Annotated in this window: 16 protein-coding genes and 2 pseudogenes; 9 read left to right on the forward strand and 9 right to left on the reverse strand. The window is 64.9% G+C overall.

All coding sequences use genetic code 11. The features are described 5' to 3' along the window. Positions 1-615: 615 nt before the first annotated feature. Positions 616-1,959 (reverse strand): NADP-specific glutamate dehydrogenase, encoded by a 1,344-nt coding sequence (gdhA, locus tag PWP93_RS32585; RefSeq protein WP_421047670.1) that lies wholly within the window; start codon positions 1,957-1,959, stop codon positions 616-618. Between the two features lie 316 nt (positions 1,960-2,275). Between gdhA and PWP93_RS32590 the strand changes: the two genes are divergently transcribed. Together PWP93_RS32590 and PWP93_RS32595 are read left to right on the forward strand one after the other, a co-directional pair. Then, entirely contained in the window at positions 2,276-3,424 is a 1,149-nt protein-coding gene (locus PWP93_RS32590; RefSeq protein ID WP_421047671.1) for a branched-chain amino acid ABC transporter substrate-binding protein, read from the forward strand. Between the two features lie 122 nt (positions 3,425-3,546). After that, positions 3,547-3,945, forward strand: coding sequence for an FKBP-type peptidyl-prolyl cis-trans isomerase (locus tag PWP93_RS32595; protein WP_421028240.1), 399 nt, complete (start codon positions 3,547-3,549; stop codon positions 3,943-3,945). A 66-nt stretch (positions 3,946-4,011) separates the two neighbouring features. Here PWP93_RS32595 and PWP93_RS32600 read toward each other — a convergent pair whose 3' ends face one another. The 4 genes from PWP93_RS32600 to PWP93_RS32615 all read right to left on the reverse strand — a co-directional run bounded on the left by PWP93_RS32600 (position 4,012) and on the right by PWP93_RS32615 (position 8,419). Further along, a complete protein-coding gene (locus PWP93_RS32600) occupies positions 4,012-4,917 on the reverse strand; it encodes a lipid A biosynthesis lauroyl acyltransferase (protein ID WP_421047672.1) in 906 nt (301 codons plus the stop codon). A gap of 339 nt (positions 4,918-5,256) precedes the next feature. Then, positions 5,257-5,499: a hypothetical protein gene (locus PWP93_RS32605; protein ID WP_421047673.1), complete on the reverse strand. Its 243-nt coding sequence runs from the start codon at positions 5,497-5,499 to the stop codon at positions 5,257-5,259. Positions 5,500-5,579: 80 nt separating this feature from the next. Then, a complete protein-coding gene (locus PWP93_RS32610; RefSeq protein ID WP_421047674.1) occupies positions 5,580-7,580 on the reverse strand; it encodes an AI-2E family transporter in 2,001 nt (666 codons plus the stop codon). Between the two features lie 197 nt (positions 7,581-7,777). Beyond that, positions 7,778-8,419, reverse strand: a complete 642-nt coding sequence (locus PWP93_RS32615) for an MlaC/ttg2D family ABC transporter substrate-binding protein (RefSeq protein WP_421047675.1) — start codon at positions 8,417-8,419, stop codon at positions 7,778-7,780. Positions 8,420-8,764: 345 nt separating this feature from the next. Between PWP93_RS32615 and PWP93_RS32620 the strand changes: the two genes are divergently transcribed. The 3 genes from PWP93_RS32620 (at position 8,765) to PWP93_RS32630 (ending at position 12,266) form a co-directional block, all read left to right on the forward strand. Next, entirely contained in the window at positions 8,765-9,922 is a 1,158-nt protein-coding gene (locus tag PWP93_RS32620; protein WP_421047676.1) for an HPP family protein, read from the forward strand. A gap of 122 nt (positions 9,923-10,044) precedes the next feature. After that, positions 10,045-10,458 (forward strand): MarR family winged helix-turn-helix transcriptional regulator, encoded by a 414-nt coding sequence (locus PWP93_RS32625; RefSeq protein WP_421028245.1) that lies wholly within the window; start codon positions 10,045-10,047, stop codon positions 10,456-10,458. Between the two features lie 5 nt (positions 10,459-10,463). After that, on the forward strand, positions 10,464-12,266 hold the full coding sequence (locus PWP93_RS32630) for a chloride channel protein (RefSeq protein WP_421047677.1): 1,803 nt from the start codon (positions 10,464-10,466) through the stop codon (positions 12,264-12,266). Between the two features lie 146 nt (positions 12,267-12,412). Here PWP93_RS32630 and PWP93_RS32635 read toward each other — a convergent pair whose 3' ends face one another. Next, on the reverse strand, positions 12,413-12,703 hold the full coding sequence (locus PWP93_RS32635; RefSeq protein WP_421047678.1) for a DNA-binding protein: 291 nt from the start codon (positions 12,701-12,703) through the stop codon (positions 12,413-12,415). Positions 12,704-13,022: 319 nt separating this feature from the next. On the opposite strand from PWP93_RS32635, the gene PWP93_RS32640 reads away from it, so the two are divergent. Both PWP93_RS32640 and PWP93_RS32645 read left to right on the forward strand, forming a co-directional pair. Beyond that, positions 13,023-13,607 (forward strand): ANTAR domain-containing response regulator, encoded by a 585-nt coding sequence (locus PWP93_RS32640; protein WP_421047679.1) that lies wholly within the window; start codon positions 13,023-13,025, stop codon positions 13,605-13,607. 22 nt (positions 13,608-13,629) lie between these two features. Beyond that, entirely contained in the window at positions 13,630-14,769 is a 1,140-nt protein-coding gene (locus PWP93_RS32645; protein WP_421047680.1) for a CmpA/NrtA family ABC transporter substrate-binding protein, read from the forward strand. A gap of 89 nt (positions 14,770-14,858) precedes the next feature. Here the strand turns inward: PWP93_RS32645 and PWP93_RS32650 are convergent. From PWP93_RS32650 to PWP93_RS32660, 3 genes and pseudogenes are all read right to left on the reverse strand, one after another. After that, positions 14,859-14,990 (reverse strand): annotated as a pseudogene (locus PWP93_RS32650) (AbrB family transcriptional regulator); the annotation flags it as partial. A 36-nt stretch (positions 14,991-15,026) separates the two neighbouring features. After that, positions 15,027-15,320, reverse strand: coding sequence for an antibiotic biosynthesis monooxygenase family protein (locus PWP93_RS32655; RefSeq protein WP_421047681.1), 294 nt, complete (start codon positions 15,318-15,320; stop codon positions 15,027-15,029). Between the two features lie 119 nt (positions 15,321-15,439). Continuing rightward, positions 15,440-16,507 (reverse strand): lysozyme inhibitor LprI family protein, encoded by a 1,068-nt coding sequence (locus tag PWP93_RS32660; RefSeq protein WP_421047682.1) that lies wholly within the window; start codon positions 16,505-16,507, stop codon positions 15,440-15,442. A gap of 156 nt (positions 16,508-16,663) precedes the next feature. Here PWP93_RS32660 and bcsB point away from each other — a divergent pair, with 156 nt between their 5' ends. Both bcsB and bcsZ read left to right on the forward strand, forming a co-directional pair. Further along, positions 16,664-18,958, forward strand: coding sequence for a cellulose biosynthesis cyclic di-GMP-binding regulatory protein BcsB (gene bcsB, locus PWP93_RS32665; RefSeq protein ID WP_421047683.1), 2,295 nt, complete (start codon positions 16,664-16,666; stop codon positions 18,956-18,958). 2 nt (positions 18,959-18,960) lie between these two features. Continuing rightward, a pseudogene (gene bcsZ / locus PWP93_RS32670) lies at positions 18,961-20,278 on the forward strand (cellulose synthase complex periplasmic endoglucanase BcsZ). Positions 20,279-20,502: the final 224 nt, after the last annotated feature.

A 20,502-nucleotide genomic window follows, 5' to 3' on the forward strand; every position in this document is an offset into this window, starting at 1 on the left:
AATAGCACGCCCTGGCGGTGCGAATCTTCTGTGCGCCTGAATGTTCATCGGCGAGGCTTACTTGCAAACCAAGCCGCCGATCGATCCGTTCAGAGGCACGTTTATTCGCTTCAGGAGTCTATGATGCGTCGCACTAACATGCTACTTCTGTCGATCCTGATCGCAGTCTCTTCACGATCGGTTAGTTCAAAGACAGATCCTGCCTGTCTTCAACACCTTGGAGGTGGTTACTCGGACACCGAGTGTTATTCGGGGCTGAGTATCGATCTCGTATCAGAGAATGTACAACTATATAAGAAGCTTCGGGCGAAGATTCCGCAGCGAAACGCTCATGCGGCGTTGTTTGATGAGTACATGCGAACTAAGGATCACTCGGTGAAATACTGTGAGCTACAACGGAACGCGGGATCCAAGTGGGAAACGTCACCGGATGGCTCCATGTACCCGGCCATCTATGAGCATTGCGTCTATGAATTACGGAAGACTCAACACAAGTTTCTGAGTGACCTGCTTGAGATGGCAAACTGGCAATAAACCCTGGAACGCCACTAGTGGCTATCGACCGGCCCCACTTCAGCGGGGCCTTTTATTCTCGAAAACTCAATCAACTTCGCCCTAAATCACGCCCTGCGCCAGCATCGCATCGGCGACCTTCACAAAGCCGGCCACGTTCGCGCCATTCACATAGCTCACCGAGCCGTCGGCGCGGCGGCCATGCTGCAGGCAGACCTCATGAATGCTGCGCATGATGTCGTGCAGGCGCGCATCGACTTCCTCGCGCGGCCAGGAAATGCGCATCGCGTTCTGGCTCATTTCCAGGCCCGACGTGGCCACGCCGCCGGCGTTGCTGGCCTTGCCCGGCGCGTACAGAATGCCGTTCTTTTCGAAGTATTTCGCGGCCGCGTTGGTCGACGGCATATTGGCGCCTTCCGCCACGCAAATCACACCGTTCTTGACCAGCATGCCCGCATCGTCGGCGTCCAGTTCGTTTTGCGTGGCGCACGGCAGCGCGGCATCGACGGGGACATGCCACGGACGCTGGCCCGGCAAGAACTTGAGTCCCGTACGTTCTGCGTAGTCGCTCACGCGACCGTAGTGATGGTTCTTCACGTCCATCAATTCGGCGAGTTTTTCGGTGGTGAAGCCGTCTTCGTCGACCACCGTGCCGCTGGAATCCGAAACCGTCACTACCTTCGCGCCCAGCGCCATGGCTTTTTCGACCGCATATTGCGCCACGTTGCCCGAGCCCGAAACGCTCACGCGCAGGCCGTCGAAGTTGCGGCCAATCCGCTTGAGCATTTCCTCGGCGAAATACACGGTGCCGTAACCGGTCGCTTCGGGGCGAATCAGCGAGCCGCCGAATGAGAGTCCCTTGCCCGTGAACACGCAATCGGCGCGGTTGGACAGTTTCTTCATCATGCCCGCCATGAAGCCGACCTCGCGGCCGCCCACGCCGATGTCGCCAGCCGGCACGTCGGTGTCGCTGCCGACATGGCGGAACAGTTCGCTCACGAACGCCTGGCAGAAGCGCATGACTTCGCCGGGGCTCTTGCCCTTCGGATCGAAATCGGAGCCGCCCTTGCCGCCACCCATGGGCAGGGTCGTCAGCGCATTCTTGAAGGTCTGCTCGAACGCGAGGAACTTGAGAATCGAAAGATTGACCGAGTTATGAAAACGCAGACCGCCCTTATAAGGACCAATGGCCGAGCTGTGCTGAATGCGATAGCCGCGATTGACCTGGACGCCGCCATGATCGTCGACCCACGACACGCGGAACATCACCGTGCGCTCCGGCTCGACCAGACGGTCGAGCAAGCCGTGCTCGGCATATTGGCGGTGCTCCGAGATATATGGCCACAGACTTTCCATCACCTCCGTGACCGCTTGCAGGAACTCCGGTTGACCCGGATTGCGCTCGGCGGAGGCGCCCAAAAAGTCTTCAAGTGATTGATATTTCATTTCAAACGCCCATCGAGGATGCGGATTCTGTGCGAGACAAGCATTTTGCACCGGTTGGCACGGAGGAATGTAATATAAATGAAATACGCAGTAATGCAATCGACAGATCGCGCGAAATCGGTCCGGCTGCTAGAAATGCGCGCGAGCGGGCGTATTTGCCCTAATTGCCCGGATTTGCCCGGCTATGCCGAAATGCGCATAGGATGCGTCGCGAAAGTTCAAGACGGGGCGATATTGGCTTCCTATAGTCGCTTTCGGCATTTCGCCACGCGTTCCCCATTCGCAGCGGTTCGATCGATACTACAAAGGAAACAACATGCGTTTTGCGAAGACTCTCACCCCTGTCGCCGTTGCAGTTGGAGCACTTCTCGCTGTTGCACCGCTCGCCTCTCATGCGGATACCGTCGTCAAAATCGGCTTTGCGGCGCCGCTCACCGGACCTAACGCCAGTTACGGCAAGGACCTGGAGAACGGCGTCAAGATGGCGCTCGACGACGCCAAGGCACAAGGCGTGAAGATCAATGGCCAGCCCGTCTCGTTCCAGTTGGTAGCCGAGGACGACCAGGCCGACCCGCGCGTCGGCGTGCAAGTCGCGCAAAAGCTCGTGGACGAAGGCGTTTCCGTGGTCGTCGGCCACTTCAACTCGGGCACGACCATCCCTGCGTCCGATCTCTACGAAAAGGCGAACCTGCCCGTTATCGATCCGGCCGCCACCAACCCGGTGATCAGCGGCCGTGGCTACAAGAACGTCTTCATGGTGATCTCGAGCGACGCGCAAAACGCCGGCACCGCGGGCGCCTATGCGGTCACGACGACGAAAGCCAAGCGCATTGCCGTGATCGACGACCGCACGGCATTCGGCCAGGGCGAAGCCGATGAATTCGTGAAAGCGGTCAAGGCGCACGGCGGCGACATCATCGACCGCGAGTACACGACCAATCAGGCAACCGACTTCAAGACCCAGCTCACGACCATCAAGAGCAAGAACCCCGATCTGATTTTTGTGGGGGCGCTCAATCCGCAAGCGGCCGGCATCATGAAGCAGATGGCGCAGCTCGGCATCAAGGCGCAGTACGTGGGCGGCGGCGGCGTGAAGGACGTCGACTTCATCAAGCTCGCGGGCGACGTGTCCGAAGGCGCGATGGCTTGGGAATACGGCCGTCCGCTCGACAGCACGCCGGTGGGATCGAAATTCGCCGAGCGCTTCAAGCAGAAGTTCGGCGTGGAAGTGCTCTCGTACGCGCCGTTCGGCTATGACGCGGCGTGGGCCGCCATCAAGGCGATGCAGGCAGCCAACTCGACGAAGCCTGCCGACTACCGCGCGAAGCTGCAAAGCATCAACTTCGACGGCATCACCGGCCAGATCGAGTTCAACGCGAACGGCTCGCTCAAGACCGGCTCCTCCACCGTCTATCAGGTGAAGAACGGCCAGTGGGTGACGGTCAAGACGGTTAGCGGCCTCTGATCGTTCACGCGAACCCGCCGGGAATGTCCGTTTTCCGGCGGGGCCTGGACGATTGCCCGCGATGCTCCGGGTTCGACTGTGGCTGCCGATATAATTGGCAAGCCATTCAACGAGGACATCGCATGAAATCACTGATTGCCGTACTAGCCACCGCCACCATCGCGTCGACGGCGTTCGCCGCCAACGCCATCGACAAGCTGCCTTCGGGCGTCGTGGTCGAACACATCAAGCAAGGCACCGGCGCGCAGCCGACCGCCAGCGACGTCGTGCGCGTGAGCTACCGCGGCACGCTCGCCAACGGCACCGAATTCGACAGCTCCGACAAGCACGGCGGCCCAGCCGAGTTCCCGCTTGGCCGGGTGATTCCGTGCTGGACGCAGGGCTTGCAGAAAATGAAGGTGGGCGGCAAAGCCAAGCTGACCTGCCCGGCGGCAACGGCTTATGGCGATCGCGGCGTCGGCCCGATTCCGCCGAACAGCGACCTCACGTTCGAAGTCGAACTGATCGGCATCGGCAAGTAATGGAATGTAGAAAGCGCGTCACCACGAGCGATTTACGTGATGACGCGCTTTTGCTAAACGCCGAACTCAATAAACACCCGGCATGCCCGGCGGACGATTCTTGAAGCGGCGGTGCACCCAGTAATACTGCTCGGGAAACTTGCGGATCTGCGTTTCAAGAAATTCGTTGGTTCGACACGCATCGAGCGTATCGCTCTCCGAAGGAAAATCGGCGAACGGCTCGAACACGGTGAGCTTGTATCCGCGGTAATCGGGCAGCACTTCGGTCACGAACGGCACGACGCGGGCACGGGCAATCCGGGCAAGACGCGAAACCGAAGTGAGCGTGCACGCGGGCACGCCAAAAAACGGCACAAAAACCGAGTTGTGGATGCCGTGGTCCATGTCCGCGGCCAGCATGACCGGAATGCCTGAACGCAGCAGTCCGATGATCTTCTTGGCGCTGGTCGAACGCTCGACCATCTCGGCGCCGAATCTGCCGCGTTGCCGCCTGGCCAGTTCCCCCAGACGCTCATTCGACATGCGCGTATAGAGTGAAGCGGCCGGCGATCGCGTGGAATAGAGAATGCAGCCGACTTCAATGCTGACGAAGTGAAAGCCCAAAAAGATCGTGGGCGGCGCATCCTTATCCTCCAGATCGATTTGGCTTTCGATTTGAACCAGCTTCCGTATCGCCTCCTCGCTGCCGAACCATTGAACGCCTCGTTCGACATAGCTTCGGATCACGTGGCGAAAATGCTTTCTCCCAAGTTGGTCGTACTCGGCGTCGGACTTGCCCGGAAAGCATAAACGCAGGTTGACATGAACAATATGCTTCCGGGAGCTTGGCAGTGCGTATAAAAGCGTGCCGAGCGCGCTGCCAAGTCGCGCGACCACGCCATAAGGAAGCATTGAAAAGAGGCGCAATAGCGCCACCATGGCAAAAAAACCTAGTCGCTCCAAGTGAGTCTCCTGCTTGCGAAAGCCATCCATTACCTTTCGAAAAGGCAACGAAATTTCCAGACAAGCGATGTTTTCTGAATGAGATGCCGTGGGGAGGCAAGGAGCAGAACGTTCTGAATCGCGCTACCGTCGCGTTGATCGCGCTTGTGTCGCGACCATTTGCGACAAGTATCGCATGCGCCACTTTGCGACAGGCGAGTGTTATGGACGGTATAGGGTTTTTACCAAGTGAGTCCCATTGCGGGAATCACTGCAAACAAGCGCTAACTCAGTTCGCAAGAACTCAGCATATTTCCGGGCCGATCGGCTAGCTGCGCGATGAACAAAGATTGCTATCAATGATAGTCAGCGGGAGCGGTGCAAGCGCCCTCAATGCGCGTCGAAGCCGCCCATGTCTTCGTATTCGAAATGCGTCGGCTCGACACGGCCGAGCGCATCGAGCAGCGAGTGCCCCGCCATCGTGAGCGAAGGCAGCCGGTGGCCTTCGGCGCGCTGTTCGAGCGCGACGAGCTGGCGTTCGAGCAGGATGTCGAGTTCGTGGCGGTTCATGTCGATCTGCTCCGGCGCGTGGCGGATCAGCATCAGCGTTGCAAACTCGTGAGGGCTCAGCACGTGGTGTCTCCGGGCAATGCCGCAACCAGAGGGGGTAGGGCCGCATATCCTGGCATCCCAATGTGACGCCCCCATGACTGTCACGCCCCCGCATTCGCCTGCTTGTGCGCGAGCTCCTTCGGCTGGGCAGCGAGCGCCGCGCCGCATTCCTCCACGAGATCGCGCAGCGTGGCAGTGAGGTGCGTAGCGGCATCGTCGGCGATGCTCGGCCCCTCTTCGCGGCGCACCGCCCGCACGCCCACGACGATCGGCAAGGCGGGAGCGCGCTCGCGCACGCGACGCACGAGGTTGCGCAAGTACGGCGGCGACTCGGCGGCGTCGAGCGACGCCACGCAGACCACCCGCGTCGATTGCATCAAGTGCGCCGCTTGCGCGGATTGCGTCGATGGCATCGCGTGCATCGACTGCAAGGTTTGCAGGTCCATCATCCCCGTGCGCGTGGCGCGCACTTCGTCGTATGTCGTCGCGAGGCACGGAATCCCCGCGCGCGCGAGCAATTGGCACACGATCGCCACCACCACTTCGTCGAAGGCGCCGCGCCCCGGCACGCACAGCACCGCGCGGCCGTCCGCGGGAATCTCCGGCGGCGCGTCGTCTTCGTTGCCCGAAGCGTGGCGCGAATCGTTCACCGACTCCAGCACTTCCACAATGTCGAGCAGCGCCTGATTGATGCGCGCAAGCTGCTCGGCGGGCAGCACACCGCGCAGCACGTCGTTGCGCGCGAAGCGCAGGCCCTCGAACACCACCCGCTCGTAATAGTCGATGAGCGGCATCTCCGTGAGCAGGCGGTCGGCCTGCAGCAGCGCCTCGTGCGGGTCGTCGGCGAGCAGGCGCTGGTAGCAGGTCTGCGCGGGCGTGAGCGCGGGCTGGTCGCCGAGCAGGATGGTCAGGAAGTTCAGGCGATCCACGTAGCGGCCCAGCGTGACGATGCACAGCGTGAGCGGCGTGGAGAGCACGAGCCCGACCGGGCCCCAGAGCCACGCCCAGAAGATCGCCGCCACCACCACCGCGAGCGGCGACAGGCCCGCGCGGCGGCCGTAGAGCATCGGCTCGGCGAACTGCCCCGCCACCACGTCGACGACGATGAAGAAGATCAGCGTCGAGACTGCCATGGTCCACTGCGGCTGGATGGCCGCGCCCAGCAGCGTCGCAAGGATCGCGGCGATCCAGATGCCGATGTAAGGCACGAAGCGCAGCAGCGCCGAGAGCGCCCCGAACATCAGCGCGCCCGGCACGCCGATGCCCGCGAGCCCGATGGCGATCACGCCGCCCACCGACACGTTCACGCCCAGTTGCGTGACGAAGTAGCGCGAGAGCCGCTCGGAGGCGTCGTTGATAGCCGTGGTGGTGCGATGCAGATCGTTGGAGCCGAACACGCTGATGAAGCGATCGCGCAGGTCCTCGCGCTGCAGCAGGATGAAGATCGTCACCACCAGCACGATGAAGGCGGTCTCGAGCGGCGCGATGGCCGGCGCGAAGGCTTTGCGCACCAACTGCATCGGCGTGGGCGCGGGCGTGTGGACCTCGACCTGCATCGGCGGCTGCGGCTGGTTGCGCGCGGCGCGCCCGCGCGGCTGCGGCGGCGCGGGCGGCGGCGTGGGCGTGATGCGCTGGAGCTCGGCGGCGGCGCGCGTCATCAGCGAGTCGGCGCGGCCAATGGTCTTTTCCTGCACCGTTTCCGCCTTCTCCATGATGGCTTCCTGGTACTGCGGCAAGGAGGCCGCGAGCTGCACGACCTGCGTGGCGATCAGCGCGCCCACGCCCGCCAGCGCCAGCACCGTGGCGAGCACCGCGATCAGGATCGCGATGAACTGCGGGATGTGCAGCCGGCGCAGCGCGGTCACGAGCGGTGCGAGCAGAAAGCTCAGCAGCACCGAAAGCGTGATAGGCACGAGCATCGCGCGCCCGAAGTAGAGACCGCACACCACCACCACGCCCGTGACGAGCGCGGCGAGCGTGTGCAGCGTGGGCGTGCTCGACGCGAAGACGCGGTTGCGGTGGCCGTGCGGCTGTCCCGATGGCCCCGATGGTCCATTCAGCGGTTCGGAATAAGGCCTCTCGGGCGGGCTCTGGAAATTCATGGCGAAGCGTTGGCTGGTCGGGGAGTCGGGTGAGACGCGCAACAGGCGCGCCTGAGTTCAGGGTAGTGCGTGCAGCGTGCGTCAGGCGGCGCGCAGGCGGCGCGCAGGCGAGAAATAAGCCTGAAAACGGCAAACGGGCGAGAAGCGTAACCCAGGCGCGCCCTGGATAAAAGGGTTCGAAAGCGCGCGCGCCGCGTTCAGTGCCCGGCCGCCTCCAGCTCCTGATTACGCGAGGTGAGAAACTGGATCAGCCCATCCACGCCCGATTGCTGGATCTTCTCGTTGAACTGCACGCGGTAGGTCTGGATCAGCCAGGCGCCCAGCACGTTCAGGTCGTAGAGTCGCCAGCCCTCGGGCGTCTTGTACAAACGGTAGTCGATCTCCACGGGATTGCTGCTTGTCTGCGCGAGCGTGCGCACGACCACGTCCGTGTCGCCGGGCGCATTGCGCATCGGCGGGTATTCGATCTGCTGATCGGGCTTGAGCTGCGCGAGCGCGCCAGCGTAAAGATGGATCAGCAGCAGCTGGAACTGCTGGGCGACCTGTTGCTGCTGCGCGGGCGTGGCGGCGCGCCAGTGCCGGCCCATCGCGAGTTGCGTGGTGCGATGGAAGTCGACATAGGGAAGGATGTCCCGGTCGACGATGTCGCGAATGCGCGCAATGTCGTCCGGCGCGATGGCCTTCGTTCGCACTTCGTCCAGCACCTGCTGCGTGGCCGTCTTGATGAGCGCCTGCGGGTCCGACTGATCGACGACGCCCTGCGCGAACGCGCTCGCGCCAATTACCAGCGACGCCATGAACCACGCGAGCCCCGCGCTCAGGAAAGAGAGCTTCTTCATGCGTTTGTTGTCCGTGTCGATCGGTGGAATGCGGTGCCGCCGTGCCGGGCCGCCGGCTTGACCGCCCCTGCAAAGGGTTGGCCCGCCAGCGTAACCGAACGCGGCGCAGCGCGCCGCCACGGCGACGCAGCGTTACAAATGCAGTGGTTTTGTTACACCGGAGTTCCCGGATGCGCGCCGCCATCAGCCCACGGGCGATCAAACCCCAAATGACAACTATCAGCGTCAATGCGTCGCGGGATATATCACGTTGCGATACAATCGCGATCTCAAAAAATCGCGGGCGGCCCGGCGGGGACGCCGCTTTATCCCTTTCGCTTCGTCCCCTTTACCGCTATCTCGACCGTGTCACGCTTCAGAATTCTTCGCTGGCTCACGCGCTTCGCCCCGTCCCCCGTTACCCTGCGCTGGCGCGAGCGCCTGCGTTCGAGCGGCGGCGCGCTGGTGGGCATTGCCGTCACGGGCGCCGTTTCGCACTACCTGCTCGGCAACGCCTCGACCATTCCGTATCTGATCGCTCCGATGGGCGCCTCGGCGGTGCTGCTGTTCGGCGTGCCCGCGAGTCCGCTCGCGCAGCCGTGGTCGATCATCGGGGGCAATCTGGTTTCGGCCACCGTGGGCGTGACCTGCGCGATGTTCATCCACGATCCCGTGGAGGCCGCCGCAGTCGCCATCGCCGCGGCGGTCTGCGCGATGTTCACGCTGCGCTGCGTGCACCCGCCTTCGGGCGCCGTGGCGCTCACCGCCGTGCTCGGCGGCCCTGCCGTGCATGCGCTCGGCTATGAGTTCGTGTTCGAGCCGGTGGCGCTGCAATCATTCACGCTGCTCATTTCCGCGCTCGTCTATCACACGGCCACCGGCCACCGCTATCCCCACGCGGTGCGCCCGGCCAGGACCGCCCAGCCCGCGACCGCGCCGGGTGGCTTCTCGCGCGCCGACCTCGAAGCCGTACTGCGCGACCGCGACGAGCTGCTCGACATCGACACCGACGACCTCGAGTCGCTGCTGCGCGAAACGGAGATTCGCGCCTATGCGCGCAGCTTCGGCGAGCTCAATTGCGCCGATGTCATGACGCGCGACGTCGTCAGCATCACGCCGGCGACAACCGTAGGCGAAGCGCGCACGCTGCTCAAGCGTCACGACATCAAGGCGCTGCCGGTAGTGGATGAAAAGCGCCACGTAAAGGGCATCGTCACGCGCGCCGACCTCGCCGAAGAGGGCCTCGGCCGCCACCCGCTGCGCGCGCTGCTGCATTCGCTCCGAAGCGGCATCGCCGCGCATCCCGCCGACGGCGTGCGCGTGAGCACGATCATGAGCACGCACGTTCGCACTATTGCGAGCGAAACCCCCATCGTGCAGCTGCTCGGCATTTTCGCGGGGCGCGGCCACCACCACGTGCCCGTGGTGGACGGCGAGCGCCGCCTCGTAGGCATCGTCACGCAGGCGGACCTGATTTCGGGCCTGTACCGGCAGGCTCAGCCGCTACAAGGCCAGAGCGCCTGAACCTCATGCATTCCTGAACATATCGCGAGCCGCGCGTGGCGCAACCGCGTCGGGAAGGCCTCGGCCAAACATATCATGTTGTGATATATTCGCATTTCGAATCGCACCCATTTGAATTCCCAATGAAAAACCATACGCGCGGTCTGACGAAGACCGATTTCGAGCAATTGTCCGAGTTCCGCTACCAGATGCGCCGCTTCGAGCGCTTCTCGGAACAGGCGGCCCAGGGCGAGGGCATCACGCCGCTGCAATATTTGCTGCTGCTGCACGTGAAGGGCTATCCGGGCCGCGAGTGGGCGACCATCGGCGAGATTGCCGAGCGTCTGCAGGCGCAGCATCACGGCGTGGTGGCGCTCGTCTCGCGCTGCGAGGCGCTCAACCTGGTCGAGCGGCGCGTGAGCGAGCGCGATCGCCGCCAGGTGGAAGTGCATCTGCTCGACGGCGGCGAAAAGCTGCTCGCGCGCCTCGCCGAACTCCATCGTGCGGAACTGCAATCGCTCGACGGCACCTTCACCATTCCGCAAATCGATCTCTGACGACCATGCATCTCGACGACTCCCACAAGCGCGACTTCTCGGCCAACGCGCGCCTGCCCGGCATCAGCGCGCTGGCCGCCGTCATTGGCGCGCTGGCTACGCTCGCCGCGTTCGTGCTTCTGAGCCTCATCCACTGGTTCACGAACCTGTTCTTCTATGGCCGCTTCTCGTTCGAGGATCACTCGCCCGCGCTGAACACGCTCGGTGCGTGGGTCATTCTCGTGCCGGCGGCCGGGGGGCTGATCGTCGGGATGATGGCGCGCTTCGGCTCCGACAAGATCCGCGGCCACGGCATTCCGGAAGCCATCGAGGCGATTTTGTTCGGCAAGAGCAAGATGTCGCCGAAGGTGGCCATCCTCAAGCCGCTCTCCTCGGGCATCGTGATCGGCAGCGGCGGGCCGTTTGGCGCGGAAGGCCCGATCATCATGACAGGCGGCGCGATCGGCTCGCTGCTCGCGCAGTGCGTGCGGCTCACCTCCGCCGAGCGCAAGACGCTGCTCGTCGCCGGCGCCGCCGCGGGCATGACGGCCGTGTTCGGCACGCCGGTGGCCGCCGTGCTGCTGGCGGTCGAGCTGCTGCTGTTCGAATGGCGCCCGCGCAGCTTCCTGCCGGTCGCGCTCGCCTGCGCCGTGGCGGGATTTGCGCGCGCTGCATTCTTCGGCACCGAGCCGCTTTTCGCGATGCAAACCCCCACGCCGCACGCGCTCGCGCTGTTTTCGTGCGTGATCGCGGGCCTGCTCTCGGGTGCGCTCGCTTCCGGGCTTTCGGCGGCGCTCTACAAGGTCGAGGACCTGTTCGCGCACCTGCCGTTGCATTGGTCCTGGTGGCCCGCGATCGGCGGCCTCGTGGTGGGCATCGGCGGCTTCATCGAGCCGCGCGCGCTGGGCGTGGGCTACGACGTGATCGGCGACCTGCTCCATCAGCACATCATCTTGCAGGTGGCCGTCGCCATCCTCGTGGTGAAGGCCGTGATCTGGGTCGTGGCGCTCGGCTCGGGCACCTCGGGCGGCGTGCTCGCCCCGCTGCTCATGCTGGGCGCGGGCCTTGGCTGCGTGCTGAGCCACGTGCTGCCCGGCAGCGACCCCGCGCTCTGGCCGCTCGTGTGCATGGCGGCCACGCTTGGCGCCACGCTCGGCGCGCCGCTCACGGCCATCGTGTTCGCCTTCGGCCTCACCCACGACACCAACGCGCTGCTGCCGCTGCTCACGGCCACGCTGGTCGCGCACGGCTTCGCCGCGGTCGTCATGAAGCGCTCGATCATGACCGAGAAGATCGCGCGGCGCGGCTATCACATCTATCGCGAGTACGGCGTCGATCCGCTCGAGCGCCATCACGTGGACGAAGTGATGACGCGCAACGTCGAAACCATCGACGCCGGCGTGAGCGTGCGCGATGCGCTGTCGCAATACTTCGGCCCCGACCAGAAGCGCCGCGCCTGGCCTGTGGTGCGTGACGGCGCCGTGCTTGGCATGGTGGACCGCGCGATTCTGGAGACGGTGCGCGCGAGCGGCGCCAGCGAGGCGCTCGATCAGCCGCTCGGCGCGCTGCTTGCGCTGCGCGCGCCCGATGTGGCGGTGCCCGAGGAGACTTGCCGCCGGATCGCCGCGCGTCTTGCCGTGCATGGGCTCGAGCGGCTGCCTGTGGTGTCCGATCGCCAGTCGATGCGGCTCATCGGCATTGTGTCGAGCGCCGACCTCGTGAAGGTCTCGCTTTCGCACTTCGAGGAAGAGACCAAGAAGGAGCGCTTCCGGCGCATCCCCATCGGCAACAGCAAGCGGCGTTTTCCGCCGGTTCGGAAAGCGAGCTGAGACACGGAACTCGTGGATTTCGATGCGCGCCGGTTATGCCGGCGCGTTTTTTTTGCTATTCGCAGACTTCCGGGGCAGGGCTCTGTTCGACTCGAATCAACCCCTCGTATCTCTTGAAAGTCTTCGCTCGCGGAGCCGGTTGTCACTCATGCCCGACCCAGGACCGAGCGTCCAAAACCCGACTCAATACGGTACCAACGAAGGCTGCCTTTCGGCGACAGCGTGCGATAGAGCTGGGTCGGATTCAGATGCGCCTGCTCGGCCACGGCCTGAACTCCGCCAAATGCCTGCGCCATCTGGCGCAGCACGATCAGCAGCTCGGCCTGGTCGCCATCGGCCAAGATGTCATTGATAACCTGGGTGCCCGCAGGCAGTGAAACTTCTTTGTCACAGATACTGCGACGCAGGTACGTGTGAACCTTCAATACGGTCGGCATTGGACCACTCTCCATGTGGAATGCCGTCGATTCCACCACGCTGACTGTTTGGAGTTGCATGGCAGGGTTGACTGTTAGTTGCCAATCTTGAGACGAAGACCATGGCTTCCGCGTCTTCCCACTGCGCCAGTTGAGTGCCGCGATCCGCGCCACGCACGGTTGCGGTGCATCCCACCATCTTCCCGTCCGGTTTCGCACGCGACCCGCCCCATTCGCGTGCGCCGCAACAACTGGCACATACCTTGCTGGAATGCTGCATGTCCTGCTTCGCCGCACTGCGCCCAAGCAGCCACCTCATGCCGCCGACCACTGAAACACCATGCTGCGCGTCCTGCTCGTAACCGACACCGACAAGCCCATCGGCGATCTGCGCCAGGCGCTCGCGCGGCTCGGCTACGAAATGCTCGCCGAGCCCGCGACGCCGCAGGCGCTGCATCGCGCCGTCGAGCGCGAGCGGCCCGACGTGATCATCATCGACACCGAATCGCCTTCGCGCGACACGCTCGAACAGCTCGCCGTGATGAACGCCACGGCGCCGCGACCCGTGCTGATGTTCAGCAACGATGCCAACCAGCAGCTGATTCGCTCGGCCGTGCATGCGGGCGTGACGGCGTATCTCGTCGAAGGGCTCGCGGGCGAACGCATCGCACCGATTCTCGAAGTCGCGCTGGCGCGCTTTGCGCAAGAGGCGCAACTGCGCGAACGGCTCACCCACGCCGAGAACGAACTGGCCGAGCGCAAGCTGATCGACCGCGCGAAGCGCATCGTGATGGAGCAGCAGAAGCTGTCCGAGCCCGCCGCCTACGCAACGCTGCGAAAGCGCGCCATGGACCAGAGCCTGAAGCTGGCCGAGGTTGCCCGCCAGATCGTCGGTGCAAGCGGGCTGCAGGAGCGGCGCAAATGAACGCGCCGGCCCACGAATGAGGATGAACGAAGCGCACATCATGAACACCACCACCCCGCACGCCGCGCCGGAAAAGACGCACCTGAAGATAGGCTACGTGCCGCTCGCCGACGCCGCGCCGCTTGTCGCCGCGAAATTGCTCGAGTTCGGCCACGCGCACGGCCTCACGCTGGCGCTTTCGCGCCAGCCGTCCTGGGCCGCGCTGCGCGACAAACTGCTGACCGGCGAACTCGACGCCGCGCATACGCTCTACGGTCTCGCGTACGGGGTGCAGCTTGGCATTGGCGGGCCCCGCCAGGATATGGCCGTGCTGATGGTGCTCAACCGCAATGGCCAGGCGATCACGCTGTCGAACCGTCTCGCCGACGCTCTCGCCGAACACGGCACACTGCGCCGCGCGCTCGCGACGCTCGAGCGCAAGCCCGTGTTCGCACAGACCTTCCCGACCGGCACGCACGCGATGTGGCTCAATTACTGGCTCGCCGCGCAGCGCGTGCATCCGCTGCGCGATATCGACAGCGTGGTGATTCCACCGCCCCAGATGGTCGCCGCGCTCACCGAAGAGCGGCTCGACGGCCTTTGCGCTGGCGAGCCGTGGCCCGCGCTCGCGCAGCAGCACGGCGTGGGGCGCACGGTCATCCGCAGCGGCGAAATCTGGCCCGATCATCCCGAAAAAGTGCTGGCGTGCCGGCGCGATTTCGTCGTGCGCTATCCGAATACGGCGCGCGCGCTCGTGCAGACGATGCTGGAAGCATGCCGATGGCTCGACGGCTCAGGACATCGGCAGGAAATCGCTCAATGGCTGGCGCGGCCGGACATGCTCGGCGTGGATCCGGCGTTGATTGCGGGGCAGCTCGAAGGTATCGGTACTTTCGACCCGGTGCGCATGAAATTCTTCGAGGACGGCGCGGTGAACAATCCGTTGGAGTCCGAAGGAATCTGGTTCATGACGCAGTTCGAGCGCTGGGGAATGATGGCGCGGCGCGACGACTATCGGGAGATTGCGCGAGCGGTGAATCAAACCGCGTTGTATCGCGAGGCGGCGCGGGCGATGGACGTTTCTGTGATTGACGCGTCGAGCAAGCCGGTTTTCGTCGACGGAAGGGTTTGGGATGGCGCGGATGCTGGGGGCTACGTGGAGGGGTTTGGGGTGAGAGCTTGAGTGGATGCGGCGCTCATGATGAGCGCCTGGCGCTTGATCGCGTTCGTTATTCGTTGCGAGCGAAACTTCGGGCGCGACTGAATGTGCGGATCAGCTTGCTCTTGCTCGCCCCGCCCCTCCGCCATGAAATCCGGTCCGAATTTCGCGAATTTCTTGAGCATGCCGCCCAACGACCGGCGCCCAGGGCGGATGCGGATTTCATCGCCCACGCGCTCGATTTCGGCCCGCGAGGGAGATTCCATCCGCAAGCGCACGATTTACTTCACCACCACCTGCGTATGCCCCACGACCGGCGGCTTCTCGAAGTACGGTCCCACGAGGCCGCGCCACGCCTGGAAATCGGCGGATTCACGGAAGTGGACCATGTGGTCTTCCAGCGTGTCCCATTGCACGACGAGCACGTACTGGTTCGGCTCCTCCACGCTGCGCTGCAATTCCACGGCGGTACAGCCGCGCGCGCGGTGGAATAGCGGCAAGGCCTGCGCCACGGCTGCTTCGAATTCGGCGTTCTTGCCGGCCTGCACGGAGATGTGCGCCATTTCGTAGACCACGTTCTGCTCCTTTCTCTTCGCTTTTTTCGTCATTCATGAATGCGCGCGCAGTTGCGGCGCGGGCCTAACGTTACCACGCCGGCGCGTTCAATCACGCAGTCCGTCGATTGACGACAGCTTCACGACATCATGCGCACGACCTCCTGCTCCGAAGGGCAGACCTGGTTACGTTGCGCGGCGATCGGCCCGGGCAGCTTTTTCTTGTCGGCGGCCACGTTGGTGTAGTACCGGAGCTCGGTGATGCTCGTCCCACCTTTGCCCGACTGCGGCTGCGGCGACCACAGCGCGACCCAGTAATGGCCGTTGGCGTCGTACATGACCGTCGATTTCGTATCGCATGCGATGCCACGCACGAAAGCGCTGACCACCGTCACGCCCGGCATGCCCGCAGCAGCGCTGCCCTCGCCCACGGAACCGGCGGTCGCCACCAGCGCGTCGTAGTCGCTGCCTAGCAGTTTGCGAATGGCGTCGTCCTGTTCGGCCGTCTTCACGACGCCAAGCTTGAGCAAATCCGCCTTCGCGTTCGGATCCTGCGCGGCCGCCACGTAAGTGCCTTCGAAGAGCACGCCCGCGCCTGCGCCGCAATCGCCCCAATCGCCCTTTTGCGCGACCTCGATGCGGTTGAGCTTGCGCGTGAAGGTCAGCGTGCAGTTTTGCGTGGCGTCGCTGGCGTTGCCCGTGTAGTGCGCCGCATGGTCCGCGCCGAACGCCGCGTTGCCTTCGAGCGCGCCCGAGTTGGCGCCCGCGTAGGCGTCGAATGCGAATTGCATGCCGCGGGACGAGACATGGTTGAGGGTCAGTGCGCAGCCATATTGACCGCTTGCATCGACGCGCCACCACGTGCCTTGCCAGCGGAACGGGCCCGCACCGTTCTCGAGCACGACGAGGCGTTCGCCATACACGCGGGCGAGGCACGCCGCATCGCTGCACTGATTGCGCTCGCGCAGCCACGCGCGCTGATCGTCGCGCCATGCGGCGGCATCTGCGCCGGTGGCGCGCTTTTGATAGAGCGCGGTGAGCTGCGTATCCATGTCGCTCAGGCGCGGCGATGCGCAAATGCGCTTTTCGGTCGCCGAAGCGGCCTTGCCGCAATCGAAGCTGGCCGCCGCCGCGATGCCGGATGCGAGGAGCGCCGCGCTCAAGGCCAGCGTGCGAAGTACGGTACGCGCGGAAAGTCGAGTCGTCATGTTTTGTCTGAAAGAGGTTTTCTGGATCGCTGCAAGTGACTGTCTCTTCGCTTCGCCTCGGCGATATGACAATCCCTAACGATTGGACGTCAGCAAACGGTGAGCAATCATCAGTCGCACTTCATGAGAGTCAGATAAACTCCGACGAATTTCAAGATGCGTCACCGCAAGACCCGGATGACGTTTGGCGGCGTGCCCGGCGCGCTCACTACCACCGCGGGTGGCATCGGCCCAGCCGTGATCCAGACGGCGCCGGGCACCATCGCCATGCTCCCGGGCGCCAATGCGCTGCCCGCCCCGACGGGCCAGCCGCGCACCCATGTCTTCACGCTGCGCCAGATGGGCGCCTACGGCGCGATGGAATTGCGCGGGCTCGACCCCACGGGCTACCTCAATGCCGATGTGCGCACCGACGAGGTCGTCATCGCCGCGAAGCTGCGGCTCGTCTACACATATTCGCCCTCGCTCATCTATCCGCTTTCGCACCTGAAGGTGTTCGTGAACGGCGAAGTGGTGGCCACCATTCCGCTCGTGAAGGAAACGGCAGGCAAGCTCGTAACGAGCGAGATCGCCCTCGATCCGCGTCTCTTTACCGACTTCAACCGCATCAGCGTGCAGATGATCGCGCACTACACGCTCGATCATTGCGAGGACCCGTATCACTCGACGCTGTGGACCGACATCGCGCCCGAAAGCACGCTCACGCTCGACACGGCCGCCGTCGATCTGCCCAATAGTCTCGCGCTTTTGCCGGCGCCGTTCTTCGACAAGCACGACTACACCCTCGTGCGCGTGCCGTTCGTGCTCGCCGCCAACGCGGGGCTGCCCACGCTGCGCGCGGCCGGCGTGGTGTCGTCGTGGCTCGGCGCGCTCGCGAGCTTTCGCGGCGCGCGCTTCCCGGTCGCGCACGCGGCACCCGCCGACGCCAGCGCGATCGCGTTCGCGCTGCCGGGCCAGGTGCCCGAAGGCATCGCGCTACCCGAGATCAAGGGCCCGACGATCACGATGATGACCAACCCCGCCGCCGCGCCGGGCTCGGGCCGCAAGCTGCTCGTGCTCGCGGGCCGCACGCCCGAGGAGCTGAAGAAGGCCGCCGACGCGCTCGTGCTCGGCCAGGCCGGCATGGCGGGCAGCAGCGTGGTGGTGCAATCCGTGGATCTCGGTCCCGAGCGCAAGCCCTACGATGCGCCCAACTGGGTGCCCACGGAGCGCCCCGTGCTGCTGCGCGAGCTCGTGAGCGACCCGCAGCAATTGCAGGTCTCGGGCTACAACCCGCCCGCGATCCGCGTGAACATGCGCGTGCCCGCCGACCTCTATGCGTGGGCGCACAGCAATGTGCCGATCGACATCCGCTATCGCTACACCGCGCCGTCGAGCTGGAACGACTCGATCCTCAACGTCAGCATCAACGACCAGCTCGTGCGCTCGCAGCGCCTGAAGCCGGTCACGCGCGCCGCCGACGAAACGCGCATCGCCGTGCCCGTGCTCTCGGGCACCGATGTGCGCGCAACGAGCAGCATCGAGATTCCGGCGTTCCGCGTGGGCTCGAACAACCAGTTCCAGTTCCAGTTTCATATCGATTCGCAGAAGACCGGCCTGTGCGCTTCCACGGCCGCCGACATCGCGCGCGCCGCCATCGACCCCGACTCGGTGATCGACTTCAGCGGCTTCGCGCACTACACGGCGCTGCCCAACCTCGCCTACTTCGCCAACAGCGGCTATCCGTTCACGCGCATGGCCGACCTCTCGGCAACCGCCGTCGTGATACCCGACGCGCCCGACGCGAAGGATCAGGAAGCCGTGCTCACGATGCTCGGGCACATGGGCCAGTGGACCGGCCTGCCCGCGCTGCGCGTGAAGCTCGTGTCCGCCAGCCAGATCGACAGCGTGAGCGGCGACGACCTGCTCATGATCGGCTCGGGCTCTGCGGCGAACCTGCTCGCGAAGTGGGGCAAGGACCTGCCGCTGCTCATCGAGCGCGGCAAGACCGAAGTGGCGACGCGCGACCAGAAAATCGGCTGGCCGAACTGGCCAGGCGGCACCGCGGACGACGACGACACCACGCCCAAGGGCCGCTCGATCGTCACGCCCGGCGGGCCGCTGGCCGCGCTGATCGGCTTCGAGTCGCCGCTCGCTTCGGGGCGCAGCGTCGTGGCGCTCGCGAGCACGTCCTCGGCGCAACTCGGCGACGTGCTCGACGCCATGCAGGACAGCAGCAAGGTCGCGCGGATGCATGGCGATCTGAGCGTCGTGCGGCACGGCGAGGTGGAAAGCCTGCGCGTGGGCGAGCGCTATTTCGTCGGCGACCTGCCCTGGTATGCGCGGCTGTGGGTGCATATCTCGCGCTATCCGTCGCTGATGGCGCTCGCGGGCATTCTCGCGGGTCTGATCGTCGCGTTCACGGTGTTCTGGGCGCTGGGCCGCATGGCCAAGCGGCGCACGGGAGACTGATCATGCGCGTCTCGCCGCTCCATCGCGGGTCCCGCCTCGAGCTTCGTCTCGCGCGCTGGCTCGCGGCCAGCGCCTGCGCACTCGCGCCGCTCCTGCCCATGCATGCGGCGCAGGCCGCGAGTCCGCCCGCCAAGGCGGCCGCAGGCGGCGCGGCGAGCGCGCCCGCTTGCGCATGGCCCGACTGGGACGCGTTCAAGCACGATCTGCTGAGCGCCGATGGCCGCGTCATCGACGCGAGCACGCCGCGCCAGGTCACCGTCTCCGAGGGCCAGTCCTACGCGCTGTTCTTCGCGCTCGTCGCGAACGACCGCAAGCGTTTCGACACGATCCTCACGTGGACCGAGAACAATCTCGCCCAGGGCGATCTCGCCTCGCACCTGCCCGCGTGGATCTGGGGGCGCACCGACATCGGCGAAGATGGCGCGGCGCTGCCCGCATCGGGCGCTTCGAGTGCTGCGAGTGCATCGGGGGCTTCCGCGAGCACGGCGGCGCAAAAACCCGCGTGGTGCGTGATCGACGCGCACTCCGCTAGCGACGCCGACCTCTGGATCGCCTATACGCCGCTCGAAGCGGGACGCCTCTGGAACGAGCGCCGCTACACGGCATTCGGCATGCTGATGGCACGCAACGTCGTGCGTCAGGAGAGCGCCGATCTGCCGGGCCCGATGGGCTTCAGGCTCGACAAGAGCACGTGGCGGCTCAACCCAAGCTATGTGCCGCTGCAACTCATGCGACGCTTCGCGCTCGCGCTGCAACAAGCGCCGGAAGCGCCCGAATGGAAGTCGATGCTCGCCAGCTCGACGAAGCTCGTGAACGACACGGCGCCGCGCGGCTACTCGCCGGACTGGGTGATTTATCGCGCTCAGAGCGGCGGCAAAGGCGCCTTCGGCCCCGACGAGAAAACGCACGCCGAAAGCGCCTATAACGCGATCCGCGTCTATTTGTGGGCGGGCATGCTCGCCCACGACGATCCCTTGCGCAGCGCCACGCTCGCCACCTTCGCGCCGCTCTCGGCGTTCGTGGCGGCGCACGGCTTTCCGCCCGAGCGCGTGAACACGCAAAGCGGCGAGACGGGTCCGAACGAAGGCAACGGCGGGTTCTCCGCCGCGCTCGCGCCCTATCTCTCCGCGACTGGCCGTACCGACCTCGCCGACGCGCAGGTCGCGTCGCAGCCGCACGCTCGCCCAAAAGTCGCCGCCCGGCTATTACAGCAGCGTGCTGATGCTGTTCGGCCTCGGCTACATGCAAGGCCTCTACCGCTTCGGCGCACAAGGCCGCGTCGCGCCCGCATGGACGACCCGATGCCCGGCGCCGCGCTGAAGCGGTGCGCGGGTGCGCCGCGTCCGAGCGCATGCTTTGGCGCGCGCTTGTCACCGCGCTTGTCACCGACCTTGCCGTCGGGCTTGTCCCCGCACTTCTGATCGCGGCGTTGCCGTGCGTCGCGCGTGCGCAGAACGCACCGGGCGCGCAGAACGGCCCGCAACCCGCCGCGAACGCGGCCGCGCCCTCGGCGCAGGCTGCACAGTTGCTGTCGGCGGCGCGCA

It is taken from the genome of Paraburkholderia sp. A1RI-2L (assembly GCF_048957375.1).
GTDB lineage: Bacteria > Pseudomonadota > Gammaproteobacteria > Burkholderiales > Burkholderiaceae > Paraburkholderia.

Coding starts and splice junctions, on each gene's coding strand:
- gdhA (WP_421047670.1), bottom strand. CDS start 1,959: ATGAAATATCAATCACTTGAAGACTTTTTGGGCGCCTCCGCCGAGCGC.
- PWP93_RS32590 (WP_421047671.1), top strand. CDS start 2,276: ATGCGTTTTGCGAAGACTCTCACCCCTGTCGCCGTTGCAGTTGGAGCA.
- PWP93_RS32595 (WP_421028240.1), top strand. CDS start 3,547: ATGAAATCACTGATTGCCGTACTAGCCACCGCCACCATCGCGTCGACG.
- PWP93_RS32600 (WP_421047672.1), bottom strand. CDS start 4,917: ATGGATGGCTTTCGCAAGCAGGAGACTCACTTGGAGCGACTAGGTTTT.
- PWP93_RS32610 (WP_421047674.1), bottom strand. CDS start 7,580: ATGAATTTCCAGAGCCCGCCCGAGAGGCCTTATTCCGAACCGCTGAAT.
- PWP93_RS32615 (WP_421047675.1), bottom strand. CDS start 8,419: ATGAAGAAGCTCTCTTTCCTGAGCGCGGGGCTCGCGTGGTTCATGGCG.
- PWP93_RS32625 (WP_421028245.1), top strand. CDS start 10,045: ATGAAAAACCATACGCGCGGTCTGACGAAGACCGATTTCGAGCAATTG.
- PWP93_RS32630 (WP_421047677.1), top strand. CDS start 10,464: ATGCATCTCGACGACTCCCACAAGCGCGACTTCTCGGCCAACGCGCGC.
- PWP93_RS32635 (WP_421047678.1), bottom strand. CDS start 12,703: ATGCCGACCGTATTGAAGGTTCACACGTACCTGCGTCGCAGTATCTGT.
- PWP93_RS32640 (WP_421047679.1), top strand. CDS start 13,023: ATGCTGCGCGTCCTGCTCGTAACCGACACCGACAAGCCCATCGGCGAT.
- PWP93_RS32645 (WP_421047680.1), top strand. CDS start 13,630: ATGAACGAAGCGCACATCATGAACACCACCACCCCGCACGCCGCGCCG.
- PWP93_RS32660 (WP_421047682.1), bottom strand. CDS start 16,507: ATGACGACTCGACTTTCCGCGCGTACCGTACTTCGCACGCTGGCCTTG.
- bcsB (WP_421047683.1), top strand. CDS start 16,664: ATGCGTCACCGCAAGACCCGGATGACGTTTGGCGGCGTGCCCGGCGCG.